Source organism: Mesorhizobium sp. M0047, assembly GCF_040323315.1.
Lineage (GTDB): Bacteria > Pseudomonadota > Alphaproteobacteria > Rhizobiales > Rhizobiaceae > Mesorhizobium.
On the sequence record NZ_JAMYUW010000040.1, the window covers coordinates 17,311 to 37,540 of the forward strand.

Annotated in this window: 16 protein-coding genes and 3 pseudogenes; 2 read left to right on the forward strand and 17 right to left on the reverse strand. The window is 63.1% G+C overall.

Annotated features, from left to right (window positions below; genetic code table 11):
* Window positions 1–21 precede the first annotated feature (21 nt).
* From nifK to NKJ89_RS28175, 17 genes and pseudogenes are all read right to left on the reverse strand, one after another.
* A complete protein-coding gene (gene nifK, locus NKJ89_RS28095) occupies window positions 22–1,563 on the reverse strand; it encodes a nitrogenase molybdenum-iron protein subunit beta (RefSeq protein WP_352607319.1) in 1,542 nt (513 codons plus the stop codon).
* A gap of 126 nt (window positions 1,564–1,689) precedes the next feature.
* Complete coding sequence (nifD, locus tag NKJ89_RS28100) at window positions 1,690–3,192, reverse strand: nitrogenase molybdenum-iron protein alpha chain (RefSeq protein WP_352607321.1); 1,503 nt, start codon at window positions 3,190–3,192, stop codon at window positions 1,690–1,692.
* 99 nt (window positions 3,193–3,291) lie between these two features.
* On the reverse strand, window positions 3,292–4,185 hold the full coding sequence (nifH, locus tag NKJ89_RS28105) for a nitrogenase iron protein (RefSeq protein ID WP_023706403.1): 894 nt from the start codon (window positions 4,183–4,185) through the stop codon (window positions 3,292–3,294).
* Window positions 4,186–4,665: 480 nt separating this feature from the next.
* Window positions 4,666–5,915 (reverse strand): annotated as a pseudogene (locus NKJ89_RS28110) (type II toxin-antitoxin system HipA family toxin).
* Window positions 5,890–6,216 carry a helix-turn-helix domain-containing protein gene (locus NKJ89_RS28115; RefSeq protein WP_352446517.1) on the reverse strand — a complete coding sequence of 109 codons (327 nt, stop codon included), beginning with the start codon at window positions 6,214–6,216 and terminating at the stop codon, window positions 5,890–5,892. The pseudogene NKJ89_RS28110 and the gene NKJ89_RS28115 overlap by 26 nt, the downstream one beginning before the upstream one ends.
* Window positions 6,217–6,570: 354 nt before the next feature.
* Window positions 6,571–7,158 carry a hypothetical protein gene (locus NKJ89_RS28120; RefSeq protein WP_352446515.1) on the reverse strand — a complete coding sequence of 196 codons (588 nt, stop codon included), beginning with the start codon at window positions 7,156–7,158 and terminating at the stop codon, window positions 6,571–6,573.
* Between the two features lie 86 nt (window positions 7,159–7,244).
* Window positions 7,245–7,427, reverse strand: coding sequence for a hypothetical protein (locus NKJ89_RS28125; protein ID WP_352446513.1), 183 nt, complete (start codon window positions 7,425–7,427; stop codon window positions 7,245–7,247).
* A 189-nt stretch (window positions 7,428–7,616) separates the two neighbouring features.
* Window positions 7,617–7,876, reverse strand: a pseudogene (locus NKJ89_RS28130) (transposase); the annotation flags it as partial.
* A 254-nt stretch (window positions 7,877–8,130) separates the two neighbouring features.
* Window positions 8,131–9,234, reverse strand: coding sequence for a type 2 isopentenyl-diphosphate Delta-isomerase (fni, locus tag NKJ89_RS28135; protein WP_502904169.1), 1,104 nt, complete (start codon window positions 9,232–9,234; stop codon window positions 8,131–8,133).
* Window positions 9,235–9,262: 28 nt separating this feature from the next.
* Entirely contained in the window at window positions 9,263–10,165 is a 903-nt protein-coding gene (locus NKJ89_RS28140) for a terpene synthase family protein (RefSeq protein WP_023775465.1), read from the reverse strand.
* A complete protein-coding gene (locus NKJ89_RS28145; RefSeq protein ID WP_352607323.1) occupies window positions 10,162–11,712 on the reverse strand; it encodes a hypothetical protein in 1,551 nt (516 codons plus the stop codon). The genes NKJ89_RS28140 and NKJ89_RS28145 overlap by 4 nt, the downstream gene beginning before the upstream one ends.
* 146 nt (window positions 11,713–11,858) lie before the next feature.
* Complete coding sequence (locus NKJ89_RS28150; RefSeq protein WP_352607388.1) at window positions 11,859–12,845, reverse strand: polyprenyl synthetase family protein; 987 nt, start codon at window positions 12,843–12,845, stop codon at window positions 11,859–11,861.
* A gap of 147 nt (window positions 12,846–12,992) precedes the next feature.
* Complete coding sequence (locus NKJ89_RS28155) at window positions 12,993–14,336, reverse strand: cytochrome P450 (protein WP_352607325.1); 1,344 nt, start codon at window positions 14,334–14,336, stop codon at window positions 12,993–12,995.
* Window positions 14,336–15,178 (reverse strand): glucose 1-dehydrogenase, encoded by an 843-nt coding sequence (locus tag NKJ89_RS28160; RefSeq protein WP_031248760.1) that lies wholly within the window; start codon window positions 15,176–15,178, stop codon window positions 14,336–14,338. The genes NKJ89_RS28155 and NKJ89_RS28160 overlap by 1 nt, the downstream gene beginning before the upstream one ends.
* 168 nt (window positions 15,179–15,346) lie before the next feature.
* Window positions 15,347–15,490, reverse strand: a pseudogene (locus NKJ89_RS35810) (ferredoxin); the annotation flags it as partial.
* Window positions 15,474–16,763 (reverse strand): cytochrome P450, encoded by a 1,290-nt coding sequence (locus tag NKJ89_RS28170; RefSeq protein WP_352607327.1) that lies wholly within the window; start codon window positions 16,761–16,763, stop codon window positions 15,474–15,476. The gene NKJ89_RS28170 and the pseudogene NKJ89_RS35810, both read right to left, overlap by 17 nt.
* 89 nt (window positions 16,764–16,852) lie before the next feature.
* Window positions 16,853–18,055 (reverse strand): cytochrome P450, encoded by a 1,203-nt coding sequence (locus tag NKJ89_RS28175; protein WP_352607329.1) that lies wholly within the window; start codon window positions 18,053–18,055, stop codon window positions 16,853–16,855.
* Window positions 18,056–18,212: 157 nt separating this feature from the next.
* Between NKJ89_RS28175 and NKJ89_RS28180 the strand changes: the two genes are divergently transcribed.
* Together NKJ89_RS28180 and NKJ89_RS28185 are read left to right on the forward strand one after the other, a co-directional pair.
* Window positions 18,213–18,536, forward strand: a complete 324-nt coding sequence (locus NKJ89_RS28180; RefSeq protein WP_352607331.1) for a hypothetical protein — start codon at window positions 18,213–18,215, stop codon at window positions 18,534–18,536.
* Between the two features lie 1,152 nt (window positions 18,537–19,688).
* Window positions 19,689–20,222, forward strand: coding sequence for a peroxiredoxin (locus NKJ89_RS28185; protein WP_352607333.1), 534 nt, complete (start codon window positions 19,689–19,691; stop codon window positions 20,220–20,222).
* The last annotated feature ends 8 nt before the right edge of the window (window positions 20,223–20,230 follow it).

Genomic DNA, 20,230 nt, shown 5'->3' on the forward strand with positions numbered 1-20,230 from the left:
GGCCAAAGCCGACCGTCATGCTTAGCGGGTGAGGTCATACGAGTAGTCCGTCACGCCCGTCTCGTTTGTCTCGCGATCGAGCTTGTCGAAGATCTTATCGAGGATCGTCGTCAGGACGCGCAATCCGCCTTGGTAGCCCATGAGCGCAAACCGATGGTGATGGTGGCGGTCGAAGATCGGAAACGTCAGCCGGATCAGCGGCGTGCCGGTGTCGCGCTCCAGATATTTGCCATAGGAGTTGCCAATCAGCAGGTCCACCGGATCGGTGAAGAGCAGCGAGCGCATCGCCCAGAGGTCCTTGCCCGCCCAGACTTGAGCACCCTTGCCGAAGGGCGATGATGCAAGCAGTTCCTTCAACTCCGCTTCCCATGCCGAGGTGCCGTTGGTGGCGAGGCAATGGGTCGGCTCGCCCCCCGTCTCCATGATGAAGCGGGCCATGGCATAGACAAAGTCCGGATCGCCGTAGATGGCGTATTTCTTACCGTGCAGCCAGGATTGGCTGTCCGCCATGGCGTCAACAAGTCGGCCGCGCTCCAGGCGGATTGCCTCGGGGATTGGCTTGCCGGAAATCGCGGAGACCTCCATCAGGAAGTCGTCGGTCGCCTGGACGCCGAGCGGGTAATGAAACGAGGCAGTCGCCTGCCCTACCCCCTCGCAATACTCCAGTGTTTTTCGGGTGTTGTAATGCTGCAGCGACAGCGTCGCCTCGGCGTTGAGTGCTTTCTTCACGTCTTCGATCTTCGTGCCGCCGTCGTACATGCGGTATTCGCCGTCCGACGGCGTGTCGAACTGGTCAGAGGCGTCTTGGATGAAGGTATAGGAGACGCCCAGCAGATCGAGCAGGCGCTTTAGTTCCCGGTTGTTGCCGACACAGAACCCGTCGAAACCCGGAATGATGTTGATGGTCCCCTCGGCTTCCGTTCGCTCCTCGCCTTTCCAGAAATGCTCCAAAATCCCCTTGAGCGTGACGTCGTAGCCATCGACATGACTGCCGACGAAGGCCGGCGTATGGGCGAAGGGGACGTCGAAGTCGCGCGGGACCGAGCCTTCGTCCTTGGCATTCTCGATGAAGCTGTGCAGATCGTCGCCAATGACCTCCGCCATACAAGTGGTCGAGACGGCGATCATCTTCGGGTCGTAGAGTTGGTACGTGTTGGCGAGCCCGTCGACCAGGTTCTTCAGGCCGCCGAACACTGCCGCGTCCTCGGTCATCGAGGAGGAAACCGCCGAAGCAGGCTCCTTGAAATGGCGCGACAGGTGCGAGCGGTAATAGGCCACGCAGCCCTGGCTGCCGTGGACGAAGGACATGGTTCGCTCGAAGCCTGCGGCCGCGAACACCGCGCCGAGCGGCTGGCAGGCCTTGGCGGGGTTCACGACAAGCGCTTCGCGAGCAAGGTTCTTTTCGCGGTATTCCCACGTCTTGGTGAATTCGCCTTGGTCGGCAACGATCTGGTCCGGGTGAGGACATTCGAAATTCAGCCTCTTCTCGGCGAGCATCTGCCTGTATTCCGGCTCGCGGAACAGGGGCGCGTGGTCGAGAACTTTTTCAGCCGACTGCGGCATGGGTGGTTACCTCTTTCCATCTGGCCCGCCATACGGCGGCACAGGGACGTCGAAACGTTTCAAGTCTCCCGCGGACAAAGGGCCACAGGCGTTTAACGGCCTCCCGGCTTACGGGAGGCCAGGGCTTCATTCGGCTGCGATCGCTGCCGACGGCTCGGCTTTTTTCTTCCAGGGGGCGTCGTAGAGGTTCCAGACCGGGTTGTTGATGGCCAGATCCATGTCGCGGGCGAAGATCGCGAAGCCGTCGTAGCCGTGATACGGGCCGGAATAATCCCAGGAATGCATTTGACGGAACGGTATGCCCATCTTCTGGACCGGGTACTTTTCTTTGATGCCGGAGCCAACGAGATCAGGACGGATCCCCTCGATGAACTTCTCCAGCTCGTAACCAGTCACGTCGTCATAGATTAGCGTGCCCTTCTTCACGTAATGGCCGGTGCGCTGATAGTCGTCGTTATGGCCAAATTCGTAGCCAGTGCCGACGATCACCATGCCCAGGTCCTCATATGCCGTGACGACGTGACGGGGGCGCAGCCCGCCGACATAGAGCATCACCGTCCTGCCTTCGAGGCGCGGCCGGTACTTGGCGATTACGGCATCGACCAACGGCCGGTATTTGGCGATGACCGCCTCGGCCTTGGCCTCGATTTCCGGCCCGAAGTGCTTGGCTATCTTGCGCAGAGAGGCTTCAGTCTGGGAGGGGCCGAAGAAATTGTACTCCATCCAGGCGATGCCATACTTTTCCTCCATGTGCCGGCAGATGTAGTTCATCGACCTGTAGCAATGGATGAGATTTAGCTTCGCCTTTGGCGCTCGCTCTATTTCGGCCAGCGTAGCGTCGCCCGACCAGTTGCCGACCACGCGCAGACCCATCTCCTCGAGCAGGATGCGCGAAGCCCAGGCGTCGCCGCCGATGTTGTAGTCGCCGACCACATTGACATCGTACGGGCCGGCCTCGAACTCGAGGTCCTTCTTCTCGAACACCCAGTCGCGGATCGCGTCGTTGGCGATGTGGTGGCCGAGGGATTGCGAGACGCCGCGGAAGCCCTCGCAGCGCACCGGCACGATTGTCGTTTCGTGCTCCTTAGCCTTGTTGCGGGACACAGCTTCGGTGTCGTCGCCAATCAGGCCAATCGGGCATTCGGATTGCACAGTCATGCCCTTGTTCAGCGGAAACAGTTCCTCGATCTCGTCGATGATCCGTTCGAGCTTCTTGTCGCCGCCGAAAACAATGTCCTTCTCCTGGAAATCGGAGGTGAACTGCATGGTGACGAACGTGTCGATGCCGGTCGTGCCGACGTAGTAGTTGCGGCGTTGAGACCAGGAATATTGCCCGCAGCCGACCGGCCCGTGCGAGATATGGACCATATCCTTGACTGGACCCCACACCACGCCTTTCGAGCCGGCATAGGCGCAGCCGCGAATCGTCATCACGCCGGGGATGGACTTGATGTTCGATTTGACATCGCATTCGGAAAGGACCTCGCTTTCCTCGCCAGCCTCGTCGCCGCTCTTTGCGACGCTGAGGTGCTTTTTGCGGCGCTTCGCCGACTTGTCAGGGTATTGCGACAGCACCTCCTCGATAAGCTTCGCATGGAGGGCACCGTCATTCTCGTATTCCAGGCTCATGGGACCCCTTTCAAGGTTCAGGGTGACGCCTCACCGACGAGGCGCCGTTCTTTGAAAGGCGCACCAGGTCAGGGCGGCGCCTCATGTCGGCAGCGGTCGCTACTGTGCGGCCGCCTTGGCCGCTTCCTTGACCTGAAGCTCGGCAAGCATCTGCTCGTCCGTCTTCATGATGCCGAAGTCGAGCAGCATGTCCTCGAGCTCCTCCATGGTGATCGGGGTCGGGATGGTGCCCTGGCCCGAATTCCCATGGATCTTCTCGGCCAGCGCCCTGTATTCCCCGGCCTGCTTCGAGTCCGGCGCATACTGGATCACAGACATCTTCCTGAGCTCGGCGTGCTGGACGATGTTGTCGCGCGGCACGAAGTGGATAAGCTTGGAATTGAGCCTGGAAGCCAGCGCTTCGGCGAGGTCGAGCTCGCGGTCGGTTTGGCGCTCGTTGCAGATCAGGCCACCGAGCCGCACGCCGCCCGAATGGGCGTATTTCAGGATGCCCTTGGCGATGTTGTTGGCGGCATAGAGCGCCATCATCTCGCCGGACATGACGATATAGATCTCCTGGGCCTTGTTCTCGCGGATCGGCATCGCGAAACCGCCACACACCACATCCCCGAGCACGTCGTAGGAGACATAGTCGACATCGTCGTAGGCGCCGTTCTCCTCGAGGAAGTTGATCGAGGTGATCACTCCGCGGCCGGCGCAGCCGACACCCGGCTCAGGGCCGCCGGACTCCACGCATTTGATGCCTTTGTACCCGACCTTGAGCACGTCCGCGAGTTCCAGGTCTTCCACCGAACCTTCCTCTGCCGCAAGATGCAGGACCGTATCCTGCGCCTTCGCGTTCAGGATCAGGCGGGTGGAGTCGGCTTTGGGGTCGCAGCCGACGATGAGGATTCTCTGCCCGAGGTCGACCAGGGCGGCGAGCGTATTTTGGGAGGTGGTGGACTTGCCGATGCCGCCCTTGCCGTAAAAGGCGATCTGACGCAAACCTGACATGTAGCTTTCCTTCCTTCGTTCCCATTCATCGCGGCTGCCGCGACTTGAATGCCGGTCGGGCAGCTCTAGCCGCCTCGCACCTAAGGATCTCAAGACTCATGCCAATTTGGCTGATCCAACCGATGAATGATTTCATGCTAGTTTTTCAGGGGTTTAGCTTGAGTTCCAAGAAAAGGATCGTCGGAACAGCCCGTGTAGCGGACGCGACATTGGCGACACAAAGCGTCGGATCGCGATCCTCAGTCACCGAATTCGTTTGCACCGCGTCGTTGTGTTGACGTGGACGAACAGCATCTCAACCTACTTGCGGGAAGCTGCGAAACTTTTTGTGCCAGCGAGCTGACGTGCTTCGTCTCGCGTGTCCTCGTCGAGACTGCGTAGAATCCTGCGCGCGACGCTGGCATACCATCGGTCCGCGGCCACTCATCCGGTGCCACAGGCGGATGGTCCCGCTATATCAGCAATTCGAGGGGTCTCGGCTCACTTGTCGGCACAGGAGTTCAGTATCGGCGTCATCGCCTTCACATGTTCGTCATCCGCTCGAGCACTTTCGCTGCGACAACGTCGCGCTCAGGCAGATGCCACCAGTACTCGTTGACGAGTTTGACCGTCTCGACCACTGCCTTCAGGACTGCTGGCTCCGGAAGCCGTGCACGGTTCGCAAATGCTTTCCATCGCGGTGCTGCTAGCGCCTTGAACGAGCGCTCTCCTCCAAGCGACAGCCCCATGGCGTCGGCGGGAATATATGGCACGGTGGATAGGAGGTCGTAGATTGGTGCAAGCGCCGGCTTGTCGCCGTTACCGGGATAGATCAAAGACCAGTTCTTCAGGTGCATGTCGCCATTGCCGGTGATGACGGTCAGTGCCATGCGGCGGACGAACTCGAGAGCCGCCGTAGGCGAGACGGCCACGCCAAGAGCCAAGGCTATGTCGTGATAAGCAGCCCCCTCATATTTGCGCGAGGGGTAGACACCGAAGACCTGGGCGAAATCCTCGATGTGTATCCTCTCGCCACCGGCGCCGCGATCGAAGCGTTTGACGAGAAGGACCTTGCCGTCAGACAGCGTATTGAATTCTTCGGGAACGCCCTCAAAATCGGACTTCTCGACCAGTTCGCATTCAGGAACGTCCATGCCGATTGCTGCTGCCAGCGCCAGGTTGGCGAATTCGTTCTCGGAAAAGCCCGGGAAGGCCGTCGAAGGGAACTTGGCAATGTACCGGCCCTGCTCGTCGTCCATCGGCAAGGTAAGGCCGCCGCCTTTTCCAATGTTCTTCATGACCGACAGCTTCATCTGCACGCCGGCAAGCGAGAACCGTGCCTTGGGCTGATCCTTTGAAGCATCCTGCGAAACCGCTATCGCGCCGTCACTGGGCAACGCCCGTGCGGCTCCCGGCAGATCGGCGCCCAGCGCCGCTAAAAGGTCGAAATCATTGCCTGGCCGCACATTGCCTTCGTGGTGCCTTCCATCGCCTGCGCAATTTCTCCTCCGGCAGGAGGTTCGCGAACAAAGCGGGCAAGGCGCTTGGCACAGGCTTCGGATCTTTCCGCAACACTCCCGTCGCTGCCCAAAACGAGAGGCTGACAACCGGAAAGCCGCCCGTCGCGCAGTAGGCCTCATCGAAGTTGAATGCATATCGCCCGGCGTCCTGACGATTGTGCCGATCTTCACTGCCTTCAAGAGCACGTCCAGCGACGGGATCGTCTTAGGTGCGCGAAAGACTGGAGGCATGATCGTCATCGTCAGGTTGAGAAACAAAGGCCGGTCGATCGTCATCATGATGCGGACGCAATAGAGCCTGAACAGCCGGCACCATGGCTTGCGGAACCAGCATCATTTCCAGACCGAGCGCTCGAGCAATATTCATGAGCGTTGTCGCACGCGCGGCTGCGGCTCCCTTTTCGATGTCGCGATATCGGGGACGGGATATACCCGCCAAATCAGCGACCTGCTCCTGCGTCATCGCAGCCGCCAGCCTGGCCTGCCTGAAAAGCCCACCAATTTCGAGAAGAATTTCCGATTGAGAATCCATTATGATACGTAAACGATCTTTTCGAATGCGCGATGATACGCAAAGGTATCTCCGACAAGCAAGTCACAACTCTATGATCTGTTCGCGTATCATATAGCCACGGGCGACCCGTCGCGGATTAGGCCATTGCGGCGCAAACCCAACCGCTTCGGCGGAGAGCTTTGCAGGGTTATCATGAAGCCCGCGGCGGAAGGCAGCAAGTCAAACAAAGAGAGGGCCCAGCGGGTCGTTCAGGCCGAAGGGCTGGGACGGACGCGTTCCTTGTCGAGCCGATTAGACAGGACGTCAATTCCACGAAGGTTCGCGGAAGCGGAAAGCCAAGGCAGCGGAGAGCGTTAAAAGAGGGAAGGATTGCTAATTGGCGGAGCCGCCCTTGCTTGGCCGAAGATACATGGCCTTCAAAATCAGGTAAAGGGCCTTGCGGTCAACGCTCCCATTCAAAAGGTACCCGAGAAGATCGTGGCGCATGTCGGGCGTCATCGGCTGTCGGTACGGGATCGCGCGATCCATCCGGTTCTTCTCAAACCAGTTGATGATCAGAAGGCAGAAGTCCAAAGCCAAAATTGCTTCACGGCCATCTATGAGATCGCGGCGCGCAGCGGCCTTTTCCTCGTCGGTTCCCTTGAAAGCGTAAGGGACGTCTTCCTGATATTCGTGATCGAAGAAATTGCCGAGAAACGGTTCCGCGTTCAGATTATAAAGAAGCAAGGCGAGAATTTTTACGTGCGATAGCCTAGTCGTATGTTCGGGCGTCTCTTCATTCAGCCACTTTTCGTTGTCGCTGACCCACTGGGCGTGAATTTGCTTTATAACGTTGGGAATGAATTGCGCGTCGAGCTCATGGACCTTGAAATTCGCGTAGCAAAATTGACGGAACGCGTAATTGAACGACTCGTAGTCGGAGAGCCATTCATCCAATTTTGTCTCATCAAACGGAATCATTTCAAATCGAACTCCCAGCCGCCCCAAACAGCAAGAGGGCGAAGGTTGGTAAACCTTCGCCCTCTAAAAGCAAATAGAAATCAGGGTTACGAAGCGGTTTTCACCGTTTCATTCACCAATTCAGCGGTAGACACATAACCGAGAGTCTTGTCAGGATTCGGCTTGATAACCGCGCGACCGTTTTCGTGCAGTTTCTTGAATCTTGAAATGTCACGCGGAAGAGCGCATCTTTCAGCGATCCTCGGCTTTACACCTTTCTCCATCATCATGCGTCGTTCTCCCGTTCCCTGGCCCAGCGGGGTAAATGCTAGTTGGGCGCGCCATACAAGCAACGCACATATTTGTCAATTTTCTGCAAACATGCAACGTGCAATCTGGTGCGTCATAAATGCGTACGTAGCAATTTGGTTGCTAATTTGGCGAAATGCGGGAATTTGCGAATTATTTTTGTCCACGTTTCGCTGCCAATAACGTTTCCACGTACGCCACTCCATGCTGCATCGCTCGGCCAAGCAGCCTAAATGCGTTATCGCCGTTGGAATTGCGAGGGTGATCTTCCAGCCATGCTGCATGATGGCGTACTGGTAGAGATAGCGGTGCGAAACGGGGTGGTGCTGGCGGCGACTATGCGGCGAAGGCGGCTGAAATAGCTCTCCACCATGTTGGTATGCTTGCCGTGGCCGTCGCTGTAGCTTTCCGAGGGGTTGATGCGGTCCAAGCGTAGCCGGCCTCCAGCACCCCCGGCCCCTTCAGGGGCTCAACTCGGTTGGCGTGACCGATCACCCCGATCAAAGCGCGACATGGCGTCGAATGCGGCTTCACTCTCAGATGCCCCAGTCGGCTACGGCGGGGCGCCTCCCTGATCACAAAGCAGCACCCGAACAAGCCCGCGACCAGCGCGAATCCCCGCTTCCGAGACTTTCTGACACAGTGAGACTAGGCGCCCGTCGCCACGTGCGATCGAGGCTGACATCAACCGGCGGGCAGATGCGCCGAGGCCAACAAGCGCGCCTGACGCAAAGCCGCCAGATCAGCCGAGCCGGTGCAGAAGCAGGCGACGGCCAACTGGCGGATGACGATCTCGAAATGCGCGACAACCGCCTCGGTGGATACCGTAGCCGCGCGCAGCACGCCAGCCGCCTGCCCGGCGATGTCCGCGCCCAGGCGGATAGCCTTGGCCACGTCGACGCCGTCGCTGATCCCGCCCGACGCAATCAGCTTCACCGCTGGCAGCGCCCGACGGACCGCCTGCACGCTGGCCGGAGTCGGAATCCCCCAATCGGCGAACGCCATCGCCACTGCGCGGTCGGCGGCATCGCGGGCGCGCTCGCCCTCCACCGCGGCCCAACTGGTGCCGCCGGCGCCGGCGACATCGATCACCGCCACGCCCGCCTCTACGAGCGCACAGGCCACCGAGGCGGACAGGCCCGACCCGACTTCCTTGGCCACGATCGGCACGCCCAGGCTGCGTGCGGCGCGAGCGATCTGCGCCAGGACGCCGCGCCAGTCGCGGTCGCCTTCCGGCTGTACCGCTTCCTGCAGCGGATTGAGATGGACGATGAGTCCATCGGCCTCCAGTGCACCCACCGCCCGGCGCGCGAGGTCCAGGCCGTCGGCCTCGCGCAGTTGCGCGGCGCCGATATTGGCCAGCAAGGGAACGTCTGGGGCGAGGCGGCGCAGCGCGCGCGTCAGCCCCTGGGAGTTGCGGGATTGCAGGCTCACGCGCTGCGAACCGACGCACATGGCGATCCGCAAGGCTTGCGCTGCCTCGCTCAGATGCCGGTTGATGGCCTCGGCGCGTGGCATGCCGCCGGTCATGGAGCTGATCAGCAGAGGCGCGCGCATGGTCTTGCCCAGCAGCGAGGCGCTGAGGTCGATCTGCGTCAGGTCCAACTCGGGCAATGCGCAGTGTTCGAAACGAATGCACTCCCAGCCGGCGGCCTTGGCCCACGCCGCTCGCCGATCCAGCACGATGTCCAGGTGGTCGTCCTTGCGCCGGCTCAGCTTGGTGTCGCTGATGCTCGACCCATCCGCCGCATCGGGCGACGGCGTTGCGTCGGATCGGACCGACGGCAGCGCGCGCACGCCGCCGTTTCCCGCGCGTTCAGGCCGGCGCACGCTCGCCTCCCCCCGCAGCGTCGCTGCGGTAGCGGCTGGTTGAGGTCTGGTAGTACTGCGCGCGGATGGCCGCCATGGCTTCGATCAACGGTCCCCACGGCGGTGGAAAGGGTTCTTGCGCCATCACCCGGTGCAGCATGCGGGTATGGCCGGCCAGCTCGTCGTTGAGGAACTCCACCACAGGCATAGCCGGATAGCGCTGCAGCAGCAGGATCGCCGCGTTAGCTCCCTCGCCGGCCGACTTATCCTTTTCGCGTCCATGCAGATCGTTCTGCAAGCGCCCTATCGCGGAGATGAGCCGCAGGACCTGGCGAAACGCCGGATGCGCGCGCAAGGTCGCCATGTCCAGCCCCCACAGCAAGGACAGGCAACAGAACACGTTCGTGTAGGCGATCGAATCCACGCCGTTCTGCAAGTACTCGGCGTAGGACCAGCGCTCTGCCCCTGCCGCCTGCGCGTGTCCGGCACGCAGCGCCGCGCAGTAGCACCGGGTATGGTAGAGAAGCTGAGCATAGTCGCGACGATCGTAGGCGAGCGCGGCGAGCGAAGCGCGCAGCACAGCACAGCCCTCGAATCCGGGGAGCGCGCACGGCACGCCTTGCCCGAGCGCCTGCTCCACCGCGGCGAGCTGCTCCGGCGCGATCAGGTCAAGGTCGTTGCAATCGTCCAGCCAGAACAGCAGCGCCAGTTCGCGATAGAACGCCACGATCAGCGTCTCGTCCAGCGGATCGCGGCCGGTGCGGGCGCTGGTGTCGCGCAGGCTCGGGTGGATGCGCTGCAGGATGTACTGGCCGCCCCTGACTGCTTCCAGGCCATGCTCGTCGGTGAACCCAGTCAGGGAACGCCCCCATTCCAGCACCTGCTGCAGCGCGCGATCGGTCGGGATCATGGCCCGGCTCCTGCTCCCTCGGCCGAGACGCGCCGCCCCCAACGAAGCGCCAGCCACAACCCGGCGAGTTCGGCCACGCGCACCACCCGCGTGGGGCAATACAGTTCCTTGCCGATCCACAGCGGCGTCTGGGGCAATACATGCGCCGCGTGGCGAGCGAGCATCCACTTCAGCGCACCCGCCACCGCCTGCGCGATGCGCCGACGCCCTGCCGGCTCTTCGCTCCCGTCCATCACGTGCAACGCGAACAGCGCATAGGCGGTTTCCTCGAATGAGGACGCGCGACCGGCGCCCCAGCCGCCGTCGTCGCGCTGCGCCTGCAGCAGCGCTGCCAGCGCGCGCTCGTCGCGCCACTGGGGCTTGCCTTGCGCCAGCGCAGCGACCGCATGCGCGGTTGGATACAGCCAGGAAACGTGCCATTTTTCGTTGTCCCATAGACCGTGCGGGTTGCGATTGGCCTCGACGTAGGCGCTGGTGCCGGCGGCGGGCTTTCCCAAAATTCGCAACGCATGCAGGGCATGGATGTTGGTCGACACCGAGGCATTGCGCTCGCCGGGGAAGGTGACGAAGAGCTCGCCGGTTGCGAAATGGCGCAACGCGTCGGCCGCCGGGTCGCGGCCTGCAAGGCGAAGGACGCACAACGCAACGGCGGTGTCGTCCGCATCGGCCGCGAAGTGCAAGGCCGGGCCCAGACCGCGCGCTCCGAGGCGGGCGTCGAGCTGCGCGATGATCACTTGCATCGCCTCGGCGAAAGCGGGATGCGCGAACAGACCGGCCAGATGCAAGGTGTACAGCGACCAGCATGGCTCGAACACATTGATCGGCCAGACGTTGGGAACGACACCTTCGATGCCGCTGCGCGTCGCCCGCGATGCCGCCTGCAGATACCCGTCGGCGCGCCCGACCTGCGGCGTGTTCCCCTGTGTCACGGCGTGGGCACGCCACGCGGCGGTGGCCGCTGGACTGATGCCGATGCTGCCGTCGTCGTCCGGGCATGCGGTGGCTGGCGACGTCCCCCAGGCTTCCCAGGAGTGCACCAACGGATGGCCGCTCGGCAACGTCGCCACAGCCCCCAGCTTGACCAGGCGTGCTTGCCGCAACGGCAACAGCGCCGGGTGGCGCGGAAACGCCAAGCCGCCCAGCAACGATGCGGCCTCGTCGCACAACTGTGGCAGGATCAGCTCCGCGCCGATGGGCGCGTCTTCCGGCACCGCACGCGCGTAGGGATCGGGCTGGCGCTCGAGGAACCGGATTGCAGCCTGGACTGCGTCGGCAGCGCCGGGAAGAGGATCGGCACGCTGCAATGCCAGCAACGCCGCCCACGTGGGCGCATGGCGAAACAGCGGGAAGTCCGCGCTTCCCCATCCGCCATCGGCCTGTTGCTGCGCGATGAGCCACGCGTACGCGTCCTGCCGACCGGTGACGTTGCCGTGGAACTGCAGAGCTCGCGCCGTGTCGTAGACGGCCGGACCGACGCTGCCGCCGTCGCTCATCTCGCTCAGCAGATGACGCAATTCGGAAAGGATCTGTTCGGACAGCGCGTTCACGCGGTATGTTCCTTCTGCAGAGGGCTAACGAGAACAGAAACGGGCAGACGCCGCGCACGTCGCCGTCGACACGGACACAGTGCAGCATGCAGCGCCCGCCGGCCGATCGCAGCAGCACAGGGGCGAGTCCTTACGGATGCGCGCGCTCATGCGTATGGCGCGGACAGATAGACGTTGGCCCGCTGCAGCATCTGCGCCAACCCTTCCGCACGCGGCCCCAGAGGGGCGATCGCCTCCCCGGCGTCGTGCAACAAGTACAGGGCGAACTGGCGCGCAGCCTGCAGCCCCATGATCGACGCGCAGGTCGGCTTCTGCGCCGCCGCGTCCTTACCGGGGGTCTTGCCAAGAGTCGCGGTATCCGCCGTCGCGTCGAGAATGTCGTCGGCCACCTGCAACGCCAGCCCGAAACAGGCGGTGTAGCGATCGAGCGCAGCATACAGCGCAGCGTGCGCGGCATCCTCCGCGATGGAGTATAGCGCGCCCATACGAACCGACGCGCGCACTAGCGCTCCGGTTTTCATCCCATGCATCGCCAGGATCCTGTCCAGCCCGGCGTGCTTTCCGACCAACGACAGATCGATGGCCTGCCCGCCTGCGGCACCCTCGGCGGACACCGCCTGCGCCAGTTCGCGCACGAGCGCGATACGGTTGTCGCCCGGCGCATCCAGGCTCGCCAGGGTGAGGAAGGCGTGGGCCTGCAGCGCATCGCCGACCAGGATCGCAGTGGCTTCGCCGAACTTTACGTGCACGGTCGGAAGGCCGCGGCGAAGCACGTCGTCATCCATCGAGGGCAGGTCGTCGTGGACCAGGGTACAGGCATGCATCATCTCGATGGCGGCGCCGACGTCGTCGAGCATGTGCGCCGGCGTGCCCGCCAGTGCGCCGGCAGCCAGACAGAGCAAGGCGCGGGTGCGCTTCCCGCCATGCAAGGTGGCGTAGCGCATGGCCGCCATCAACTCTGTCTTACCGTCGTCTTCGGCGCAGAGCAGACGCGCCAGCGCCTGTTCGACCCGCTTTGCGCCGTCCTGCATCCAGATCTCCGGGAGCAGGCCGCCAGATGCGCCGCGCGCCTGCGCGCCCAATCCGGATGCGGAAACGCCGATTCGGTCGCGTGGAGTGGAACCGGTCTGCATGTTGTTCATGTCCTTGTAGCTGAGACGGCCACGGCGAGCGCAAGTCGTCACGGTGTTGCCGGCGTCACACGAGTGCGTGCGCTGAGTGCAGCAATGCCGCGCCCCGCCGGCGCCGCTGCCTTGCCACACAGGGCATGCGATGCCAGCTCATGAAAAGCCTATTCGAATTTTCATTGACGGATGTGCGGTAGGGTAATAGCGACGGCCTTTTTCGACGTCGCTCAGCAACTGCGGCCGCACCCCGGCCTTGTGCATGGTCAGCGCCAAGGCGATGCAGAACTGCACCATTTCCAGCCATACCAGGTGGTAGCCGATGCAGACGTGTGGGCCGGTACCGAACTGCAGCATGTCCACGGGCCGGATCGGCTGTGTGCGTAGCAGCCACCGCGCCAGGCGGAACTGATCAGGCGCCTCGTGCAGCAGCGCCGAGGTCGAGAAATGCAGCAGCGGGATGCATAGATGGGTGCCCGCGGGAATGCGCCGTTGGCCGAGTTGCAATTCCTGCAGCGCGCGACGCGGCAAGAGCGTGGTCGCCGGATGCAGGCGCAGTGTCTCGCGGAACAGCGCCTCGGCGACCGGACACTGCGCCAGGTCCGCGTGCCGGGTCGGCACCGCGCCCACGCGTTGCGCCTCCTCAACCAGGGCGTCCCACAGCACAGGCTGCCGCGCCAGCTCGATTACAATCCAGGCCATCGTCGAGGCAGTGGTGTCGTGACCGGCAAGCAGCAGCAAGCGAATATTCGCGACCAGGACGTCATCGGAGAGCGGACCGTCGCTGCGGTCGAAGGCGCTCACCATGTCGTTGATCAACCCGGTGCGCGCGGCATGCGCGCGTGCGTCGCGGACGAACTGGCGCAACTGCGCGTCGATCCAGTCGCGGGCGGCACGGCCGCGCCGCAAAGGCAGTCCGGGCAGGTCGACCGGTGGCGCGACGATCAACTGCAGCAATTGCCGGTACTTGCGATGCCATCCCGGCAGGTCCTGCGCGGGGATTCCCATGAGGCTGAAGATAAGCTTCAGCATCAGGTCGCCGGTTTCGCGCAGGATGAGTACCTCGCCGCGGGCGCGCCATGCCTGCACCCGCGCCTGGATGACGGGCGCGAACAGGTCGCCGATCCCGGCCTGGGTCAGCCCCCTGGGCAAGAACGCTGCCTTGATGGCATCGCGCGCCTGCCGGTGCGCGCCGCCGTCCAGCGCAACCAACGTTCCGCCAAGCAATTCGGGCGCGATCTCTTCGATCAGCGCCGAGGACACGTCCTTGTGCCTGAGCAGTGAGAATGCGTCCGGATCCACACAGGTCATGAGATGTCCGGCAGGGCCGAAATCGAGCCAGAAGTGGCTGCCCAGCGTGCGTTGCGCGCGCCGCAGCAGGCGCGGCAGGTCGCAGACAATGGCGGGAAGATGCCCGACCAGGGGGAAAGCGCCAGGCATGACCGGGATGTCGCATCGCAGCCGGTGCCGACGGTTGAGTGGATTGAGCAGCATGTCCATCAGCAGCGCGCCGCCGCCGCCGATTCGGTGTCGTCTGCAGGGCGCGCGGCGCAGCTGTTGCCACCGTCGGCATATGTCGGCACATGCGCCAGCATGCCGCCGTCGATGCACACGAGCTGGCCGGTGATGAACGCAGCATCGTCGGAGAGCAGGAACGCCACCAGCGCGGCCACATCCTCGGGGCGGCCGACGCGCTGCAGGAGCTGGTGCCGGCGCAGATGCCGTTGCATGCACTCGTCCAGCTTGGCGAGGAGACGCTCGGTCATGATAAGACCCGGCGCAACCGCGTTGCAGCGTATCTGAGAGTGACCGTACTGGGTGGCGAGCGAAGCCGAGAGCATGTTCATCGCCGCCTTCGACGCGGCGTAGGACGTCTGCGCCGTGTCACCGCTGAGCCCTTGGCACGACGACATGTTGACGATCGCGCCACCGCCGCGGGCGATCATCCGTGGGATGGTCTGCCGGCAGCAGAGCAGCGTGCCGCGCAGATTGGTCGCCATTGTCTGGTCCCAGACTGCCAGGTCCAGGTCGAGGATGGCGCGGTCGCGCGGGGTCAGATGCATGGCGCTCGCATTGTTCACCAGCAGGTCGACCCCCCCGAAGTGCCGCTCCGCCGTCTCGAACAGCGCTGCCACCGCCTGCTCATCGGCGATATCCATGGCTATGGCCAGCGCGTGGCCTGCTTCGGCCGCGATCTGCGCGGTGCAGGTGATGGCCGCCGGGCCATCAATGTCGGCCACCACCACTCTGCCGCCTCCGCGCGCGATGGCGAGAGCGCATGCCTTGCCGATGCCGGCGCCAGCGCCGGTCACCACGGCCACCTTGCCTTCAAACCTTCCCATCGTGTCTCCTGAATTGCATTGGTCTTTCGCGGCATGCCGCTGGGCCTGCGTCGGAGAAGGCGCCGGGTCGGCGCTGGCGCACTCGTCATGGCCAGCGTCGCTTTCGATGACCCGAATGGCGGCGACCGGGCACTGGTTCGCCGCAAGCCGCACGGCGGCGTGCAGCGCCTGCGGGACCGTCGTAACGCACACTTCGGCCACGCCGTCCGGTTCGCGCTGGCGAAAGGTGCCCGGCAGCGTCAGCACGCACTGCCCGGTCGTTCCGCACAGATCCTGATCGACCAGGACGCGCATCTCAGCCCTCCTGCCCATGCAGCCGTACCGGCAGCGCGCGGAACGTCCTAAGGAACGCGGAGGGCTCCCGGGTCGGCTGCTCGGCCAATGCCAGCGTGGGGAAGCGCGCCTGGATCCGCGGCAGGCTCTCGGCCAACTGCACCCGGGCCAGTTGCGCACCAAGGCAGAAGTGGATGCCGTGGCCGAAGGTCAGCATGATCTTCCCGTCGATCGACATGCCAGGACTGGTGCCGTAGAACCGCACGGCATCGAAGCGATCGGGATCGGCGAAGGCGTCCGGGTCGCGATTGCCGGCCGCGATCAGCACGCGCACGTCCGCGTTCTTCGGGATCACCACGCCGCCCAGTTCGATGTCGCGCTGGGCGATACGCGGAATGGAGCTGAACATGGCGGGCGCGTCATAGCGCAGGGCTTCTTCGACGAAAGCCTTCAGCCCCACGGCATCTCCCTTCAGCCAGTGCCGCTGTTCGGGATACGCCAGCATCGCCAGGACCGCATGGCCGATGGCCGCGGCAGTGGTGGCGAAGCCGCCCAGCAGCATGCCCCAAAGCATGCTGATCAATTCCGCATCCGACAGCGTCTCGGCATCGTCGTCGTGTGCGCCGACCAGCATTGACACGATGTCGTGGCGGGAGTCGGTGCGCTTGCGCTGTATGAGGTCGCCGAAGTAGGCCTGCACCCTGGCGCTGGCCGCGTCCCCCGCGGCGAGTTGGGGATCGCTGGCGTGCGGGCTCAGGCCTTCCAGAATGGCGCTGATGCCGGTGATGAGCCCGAGAATGTCATCCGGGGGCATGCCGAACAGTTCGCCGAAAACCAGCATGGGCAAGGCCAGCGCGAATTCCTGATGCAGGTCCACTGCCTCCCCGCGCTCCAGTGCGGGCGCCATGCCGTCCAGGCGCGCTGCGACAATGCGAGCGATGGTCGGCCTCAGCTTGTCGATCTGGCCGATGGTGAAATCGCGCGAGATCAGCCGGCGCAGACGCGTATGCGTTGGAGGTTCCTTCATCGCTAAAGTGGACGCCAGCAAACTTAGCGACAGGCTGGTCGCCGCTCGCGGGAAATAGCGCGCCAGTTCGCCTGGCGCCGGCCCCCGAAAAGCATCGCCCGTGGCCTTGAGCGCCCAGTAGATGTCGGCGTGCCGGCTCAACAGAAAGAGGCCCGACGCCGCGCGATGTACCGGATCGTGCTCGCGCAACCACCGCATGAATGGGTACGGGTCCTGAATGCACGCTGGCGACGCCAGTTCGGCGAAGGCGTCCCAGCATGATGCCATGGTGTCTTGCACGTCCATCTTGGTCACCTGTTGGCTGGCTGATCTGATCGGCGCGGCAGGCGCGCCGGCAATTCGAGAACATCGGGATTCCTGGTGGCGTCCGCGTGTCACCAGAGCACCGGGAACTCCTCGAACCCGCCAGTGATGATCTCCTTGCGCAACTTCAGTTCTTCGGGCGCCACGGCCAGGCGCAGCGCGGGAAAGCGCTGGAAGATCGAACCGAACACCGCCTTGAGTTCCAGCCTGGCCAGCGCCAAGCCGACGCAGTTGTGGGGCCCGTAGGAGAACGCCAGGTGCGGGTTTTCGTCACGTCCGATGTCGAAGATTTCCGGGTCGTCGAAATGGCGCGGATCGAATGACGTCGCCGGCAGGCCGACGAGCACCTTGCTCTCCGCGGGAACATGCGCGCCCGCGATGGTCACGTCGGTCCTCGGATATCGCATGATGCCGTCCCAGCCGGCGCCCGGCGGGTACATGCGCAGGATTTCCTCTACCGCCTTGTCCACCAGGGATGCATCGCCAACCAGGCGTTCGCGCTGTTGCGGATGGCGGAACATGGCCAGCAGGCCGAATTCGAGCTGCGCGACGGTGCTCTCGTGCCCCGCCACCAGCATGCCCGCCGCCAGGCCGATCGCCTCTTCCTCGGTCGCCTTGCCCTGGTCGATCGCCGCGACCAGATCCGTCAGCACGTTGTCGCCCGGATCCTGGCGCTTGTCCCGCATCTTGCCGCGAATGTAGGCGCGGAGTTCTTCCCAGGCCAAGCGCGACGCGCTTCGCGGGCCGCTTTCATGCTGGTGCGTCATCACCTCGTCGGACAGCCCGGCGAAAAAGGCGTGATCCTCGTAGAGCACGCCCATCAGCGCGCCAATGACCATGGCCGGAAGCGGAAAGGAGAGGTGGCGCCGCAGATCGGCGGGCTGGGGCTGGGCCGCCAGCGTCTCGAACAACTGCGCGGCGATCGCCTCGACCTGCTCCGCCAGCAGCTTCACCCTGCCGTTGCTGAAGGCCGGCGCCACGATCGTGCGTAACCGCGTATGCTCGCCCCCCTCGTGCGAGACCAGCCATCCTGGCGAACCGAGAATCACCGAATCCGGGGTGAATGCCGCCGGCGGCATTCCCGCGGGCCGGAACGCCGCGTCGGACAACACTGCCTTGGCCTCGTCATAGCCTGTCACCCACCAGCCTTCGTGCCCGGACGGGAAGCGCACGCGGTGGATCGGACCGTTGGCCCGTAAGGCCAACATCTCAGGCGAGGGCTCAATGTGATCGACGCGCCACATCGGCAGCGTCGGCAAAGGTTGTTCGGACATGGGTGGCACTTCACTCTATAGCGATGGAAGGGCGGAAGGTGACCGGCGGGCGCTGCGGTAGAGAAGACCTCAGACGGCATGTAGACGACGTCGTCGGAAGGCAGACCGATTATCAGGATCGGCTGACGCTTAACTGTCTAGGCAAACGCGCGGCGAGATGCAGAACGTTATCCTGTACCTTCGGGTCAGGATAAAGTCGGTGTGGTCAGCCTTTGACTCGCCGCCGGCCAAGATTTCCTGCGCAAGGGTCGACAAGGCCAGCGCGCTGTTTGGTAGGGGCGGTTTCGCCGAGGACCCCCTGCCCATAGACGCTATCCGACGCGGATTTGACATTTTGCTTTTCTTTCTTCGTTCCATTCGTGTCATCCACGAAATGAAAGTCGGTCGGCGGCTCCCGGCCGCAACGAAGGTGCTTCAAATCTCGTGCCAATTTGGCAGCAGCAGAAAAAAATCTTGGCAGCTTCTCAGCGGCTTAGCCTGAGGCCAGAGAAGAGCTAGGCGAAATAAGCCGGTGTCGCGGGCAACAAAGGCGACGGTACAGTGTCGGACAGAACGCCTCGGGCGACCTTTAGGTCGGGCCTGCGACATTCTGGTCCAGTTTTGAACATAAGAGGGCGGCAAACAGACACGATTGGGGAATTCGATCCTCACGGCGCCAGGGCGCTTGCCCAAGAGCGCGCGCTCATGTTGCTGCGACAGGCGCGTGTTCGCGATAGCCGTGCCTGCGCACCCATGAACGCTAGCGGCACACGCTACGACGGAGTGCCCGCAGCCTCAGGTAGTGCATCGGCTCGGCTTCCGGTTCTTCTTTGCCCAGCCGGGGCTGAAGCGCCGAATATCCGCACCATACAGCATCGTTGTTGCCTGTGTGACGAGGCGGCATAGCGCGCGCCCGATCTTCTAAGACACGGCCTCCGAGAAGAAGGTGCGGTCCAACAGCACCTCTATTTGAAATGGCACGCCGCTTGCTGCTCCTGGTTAGAGCACCATCAAATCACGATGAAAGCGACTTGCACCATGCCCGACGCGCGAAGCTCTAGACAGTGGCCTGAGGAGGCGGTGCCCGTTCCCGCTGAACATCGGGACATCGTCTCCTCCGGAAGGCCGTTCTCGGTGGCCGCTTTGCGCATGGCTGGTCCGATGCCGGCACGCCAACACGGGCCGCTCGCGCAAATGCCGTTTACCGGTTCTGTTCAGCATGGGAGTGCCCAAGGGCCCCGTCAAAGGGTCACCCAAGCCAAGGCCGGCGGGTCACTGCCACATATCGACAACACGCTGAACCAGTCCAGTGACCCGAGTCTGCGTGAACTGACATTTCAGGCCCCCACATGCTTGCGATATTGGCTACTTCCGGCCGCTATCCCTTTTCCCCGGGCACGATCGCGGGTGACCGATCCCGCTTTCGGCGCCATAGCCGTGGAAAGCAAGCGGCTCGACGGTATCCAGCTCGCTCAGATCGATTGCGTTCGGGTGGCCAAGACCAGCCGCCAAGACGTTCCCATACGTCGAGAGGGGAAAAGGAGGTTGCGAGCCGCGAGGTCCTCATCCCGTGCCGGGCATACGAGCCTCTGCTCGGTATTGCGCCAGCCTCTGCCAGAATTCAGCGCCAGTTTTCTTCTTTAGGAGCAACTTGATGACAGTTCAAAAGAAAATTCCCTTCGTCACCTTTCTCACGCGCGTTCACGATAAGTCAGTCCAGGGGCCAAATCCATATCGCTGGGAAGAAAAGACATCTGACGACTACTTTGCCGGCAAGCGGGTCATCCTGTTCTCGCTGCCTGGCGCCTTCACACCAACCTGCTCGACCTACCAATTGCCCCAGTTCGAAGAGCTCTATGATGAGTTTGAGAAGGAGGGAATTGACGCGATTTACTGCCTCTCAGTCAACGACGCCTTCGTCATGAATGCGTGGGGGAAGTCCTTGGGCCTGAAGCAGGTCGAGCTCATCCCCGATGGCTCAGGCGAGTTCACACGCAAAATGGGCATGCTCGTCGCCAAGGACAATCTCGGCTTCGGGATGCGCTCTTGGCGCTACGCCGCCCTGATCAACAATGGCGTGGTGGAGCACTGGTTCGAGGAGGAAGGTTTCTCCGACAACTGCGAGGCCGACCCCTATGGCGTCTCATCCCCGCAAAACGTTCTCGAAACGCTGAAAGCCGCCGGTTGACCTAGAAA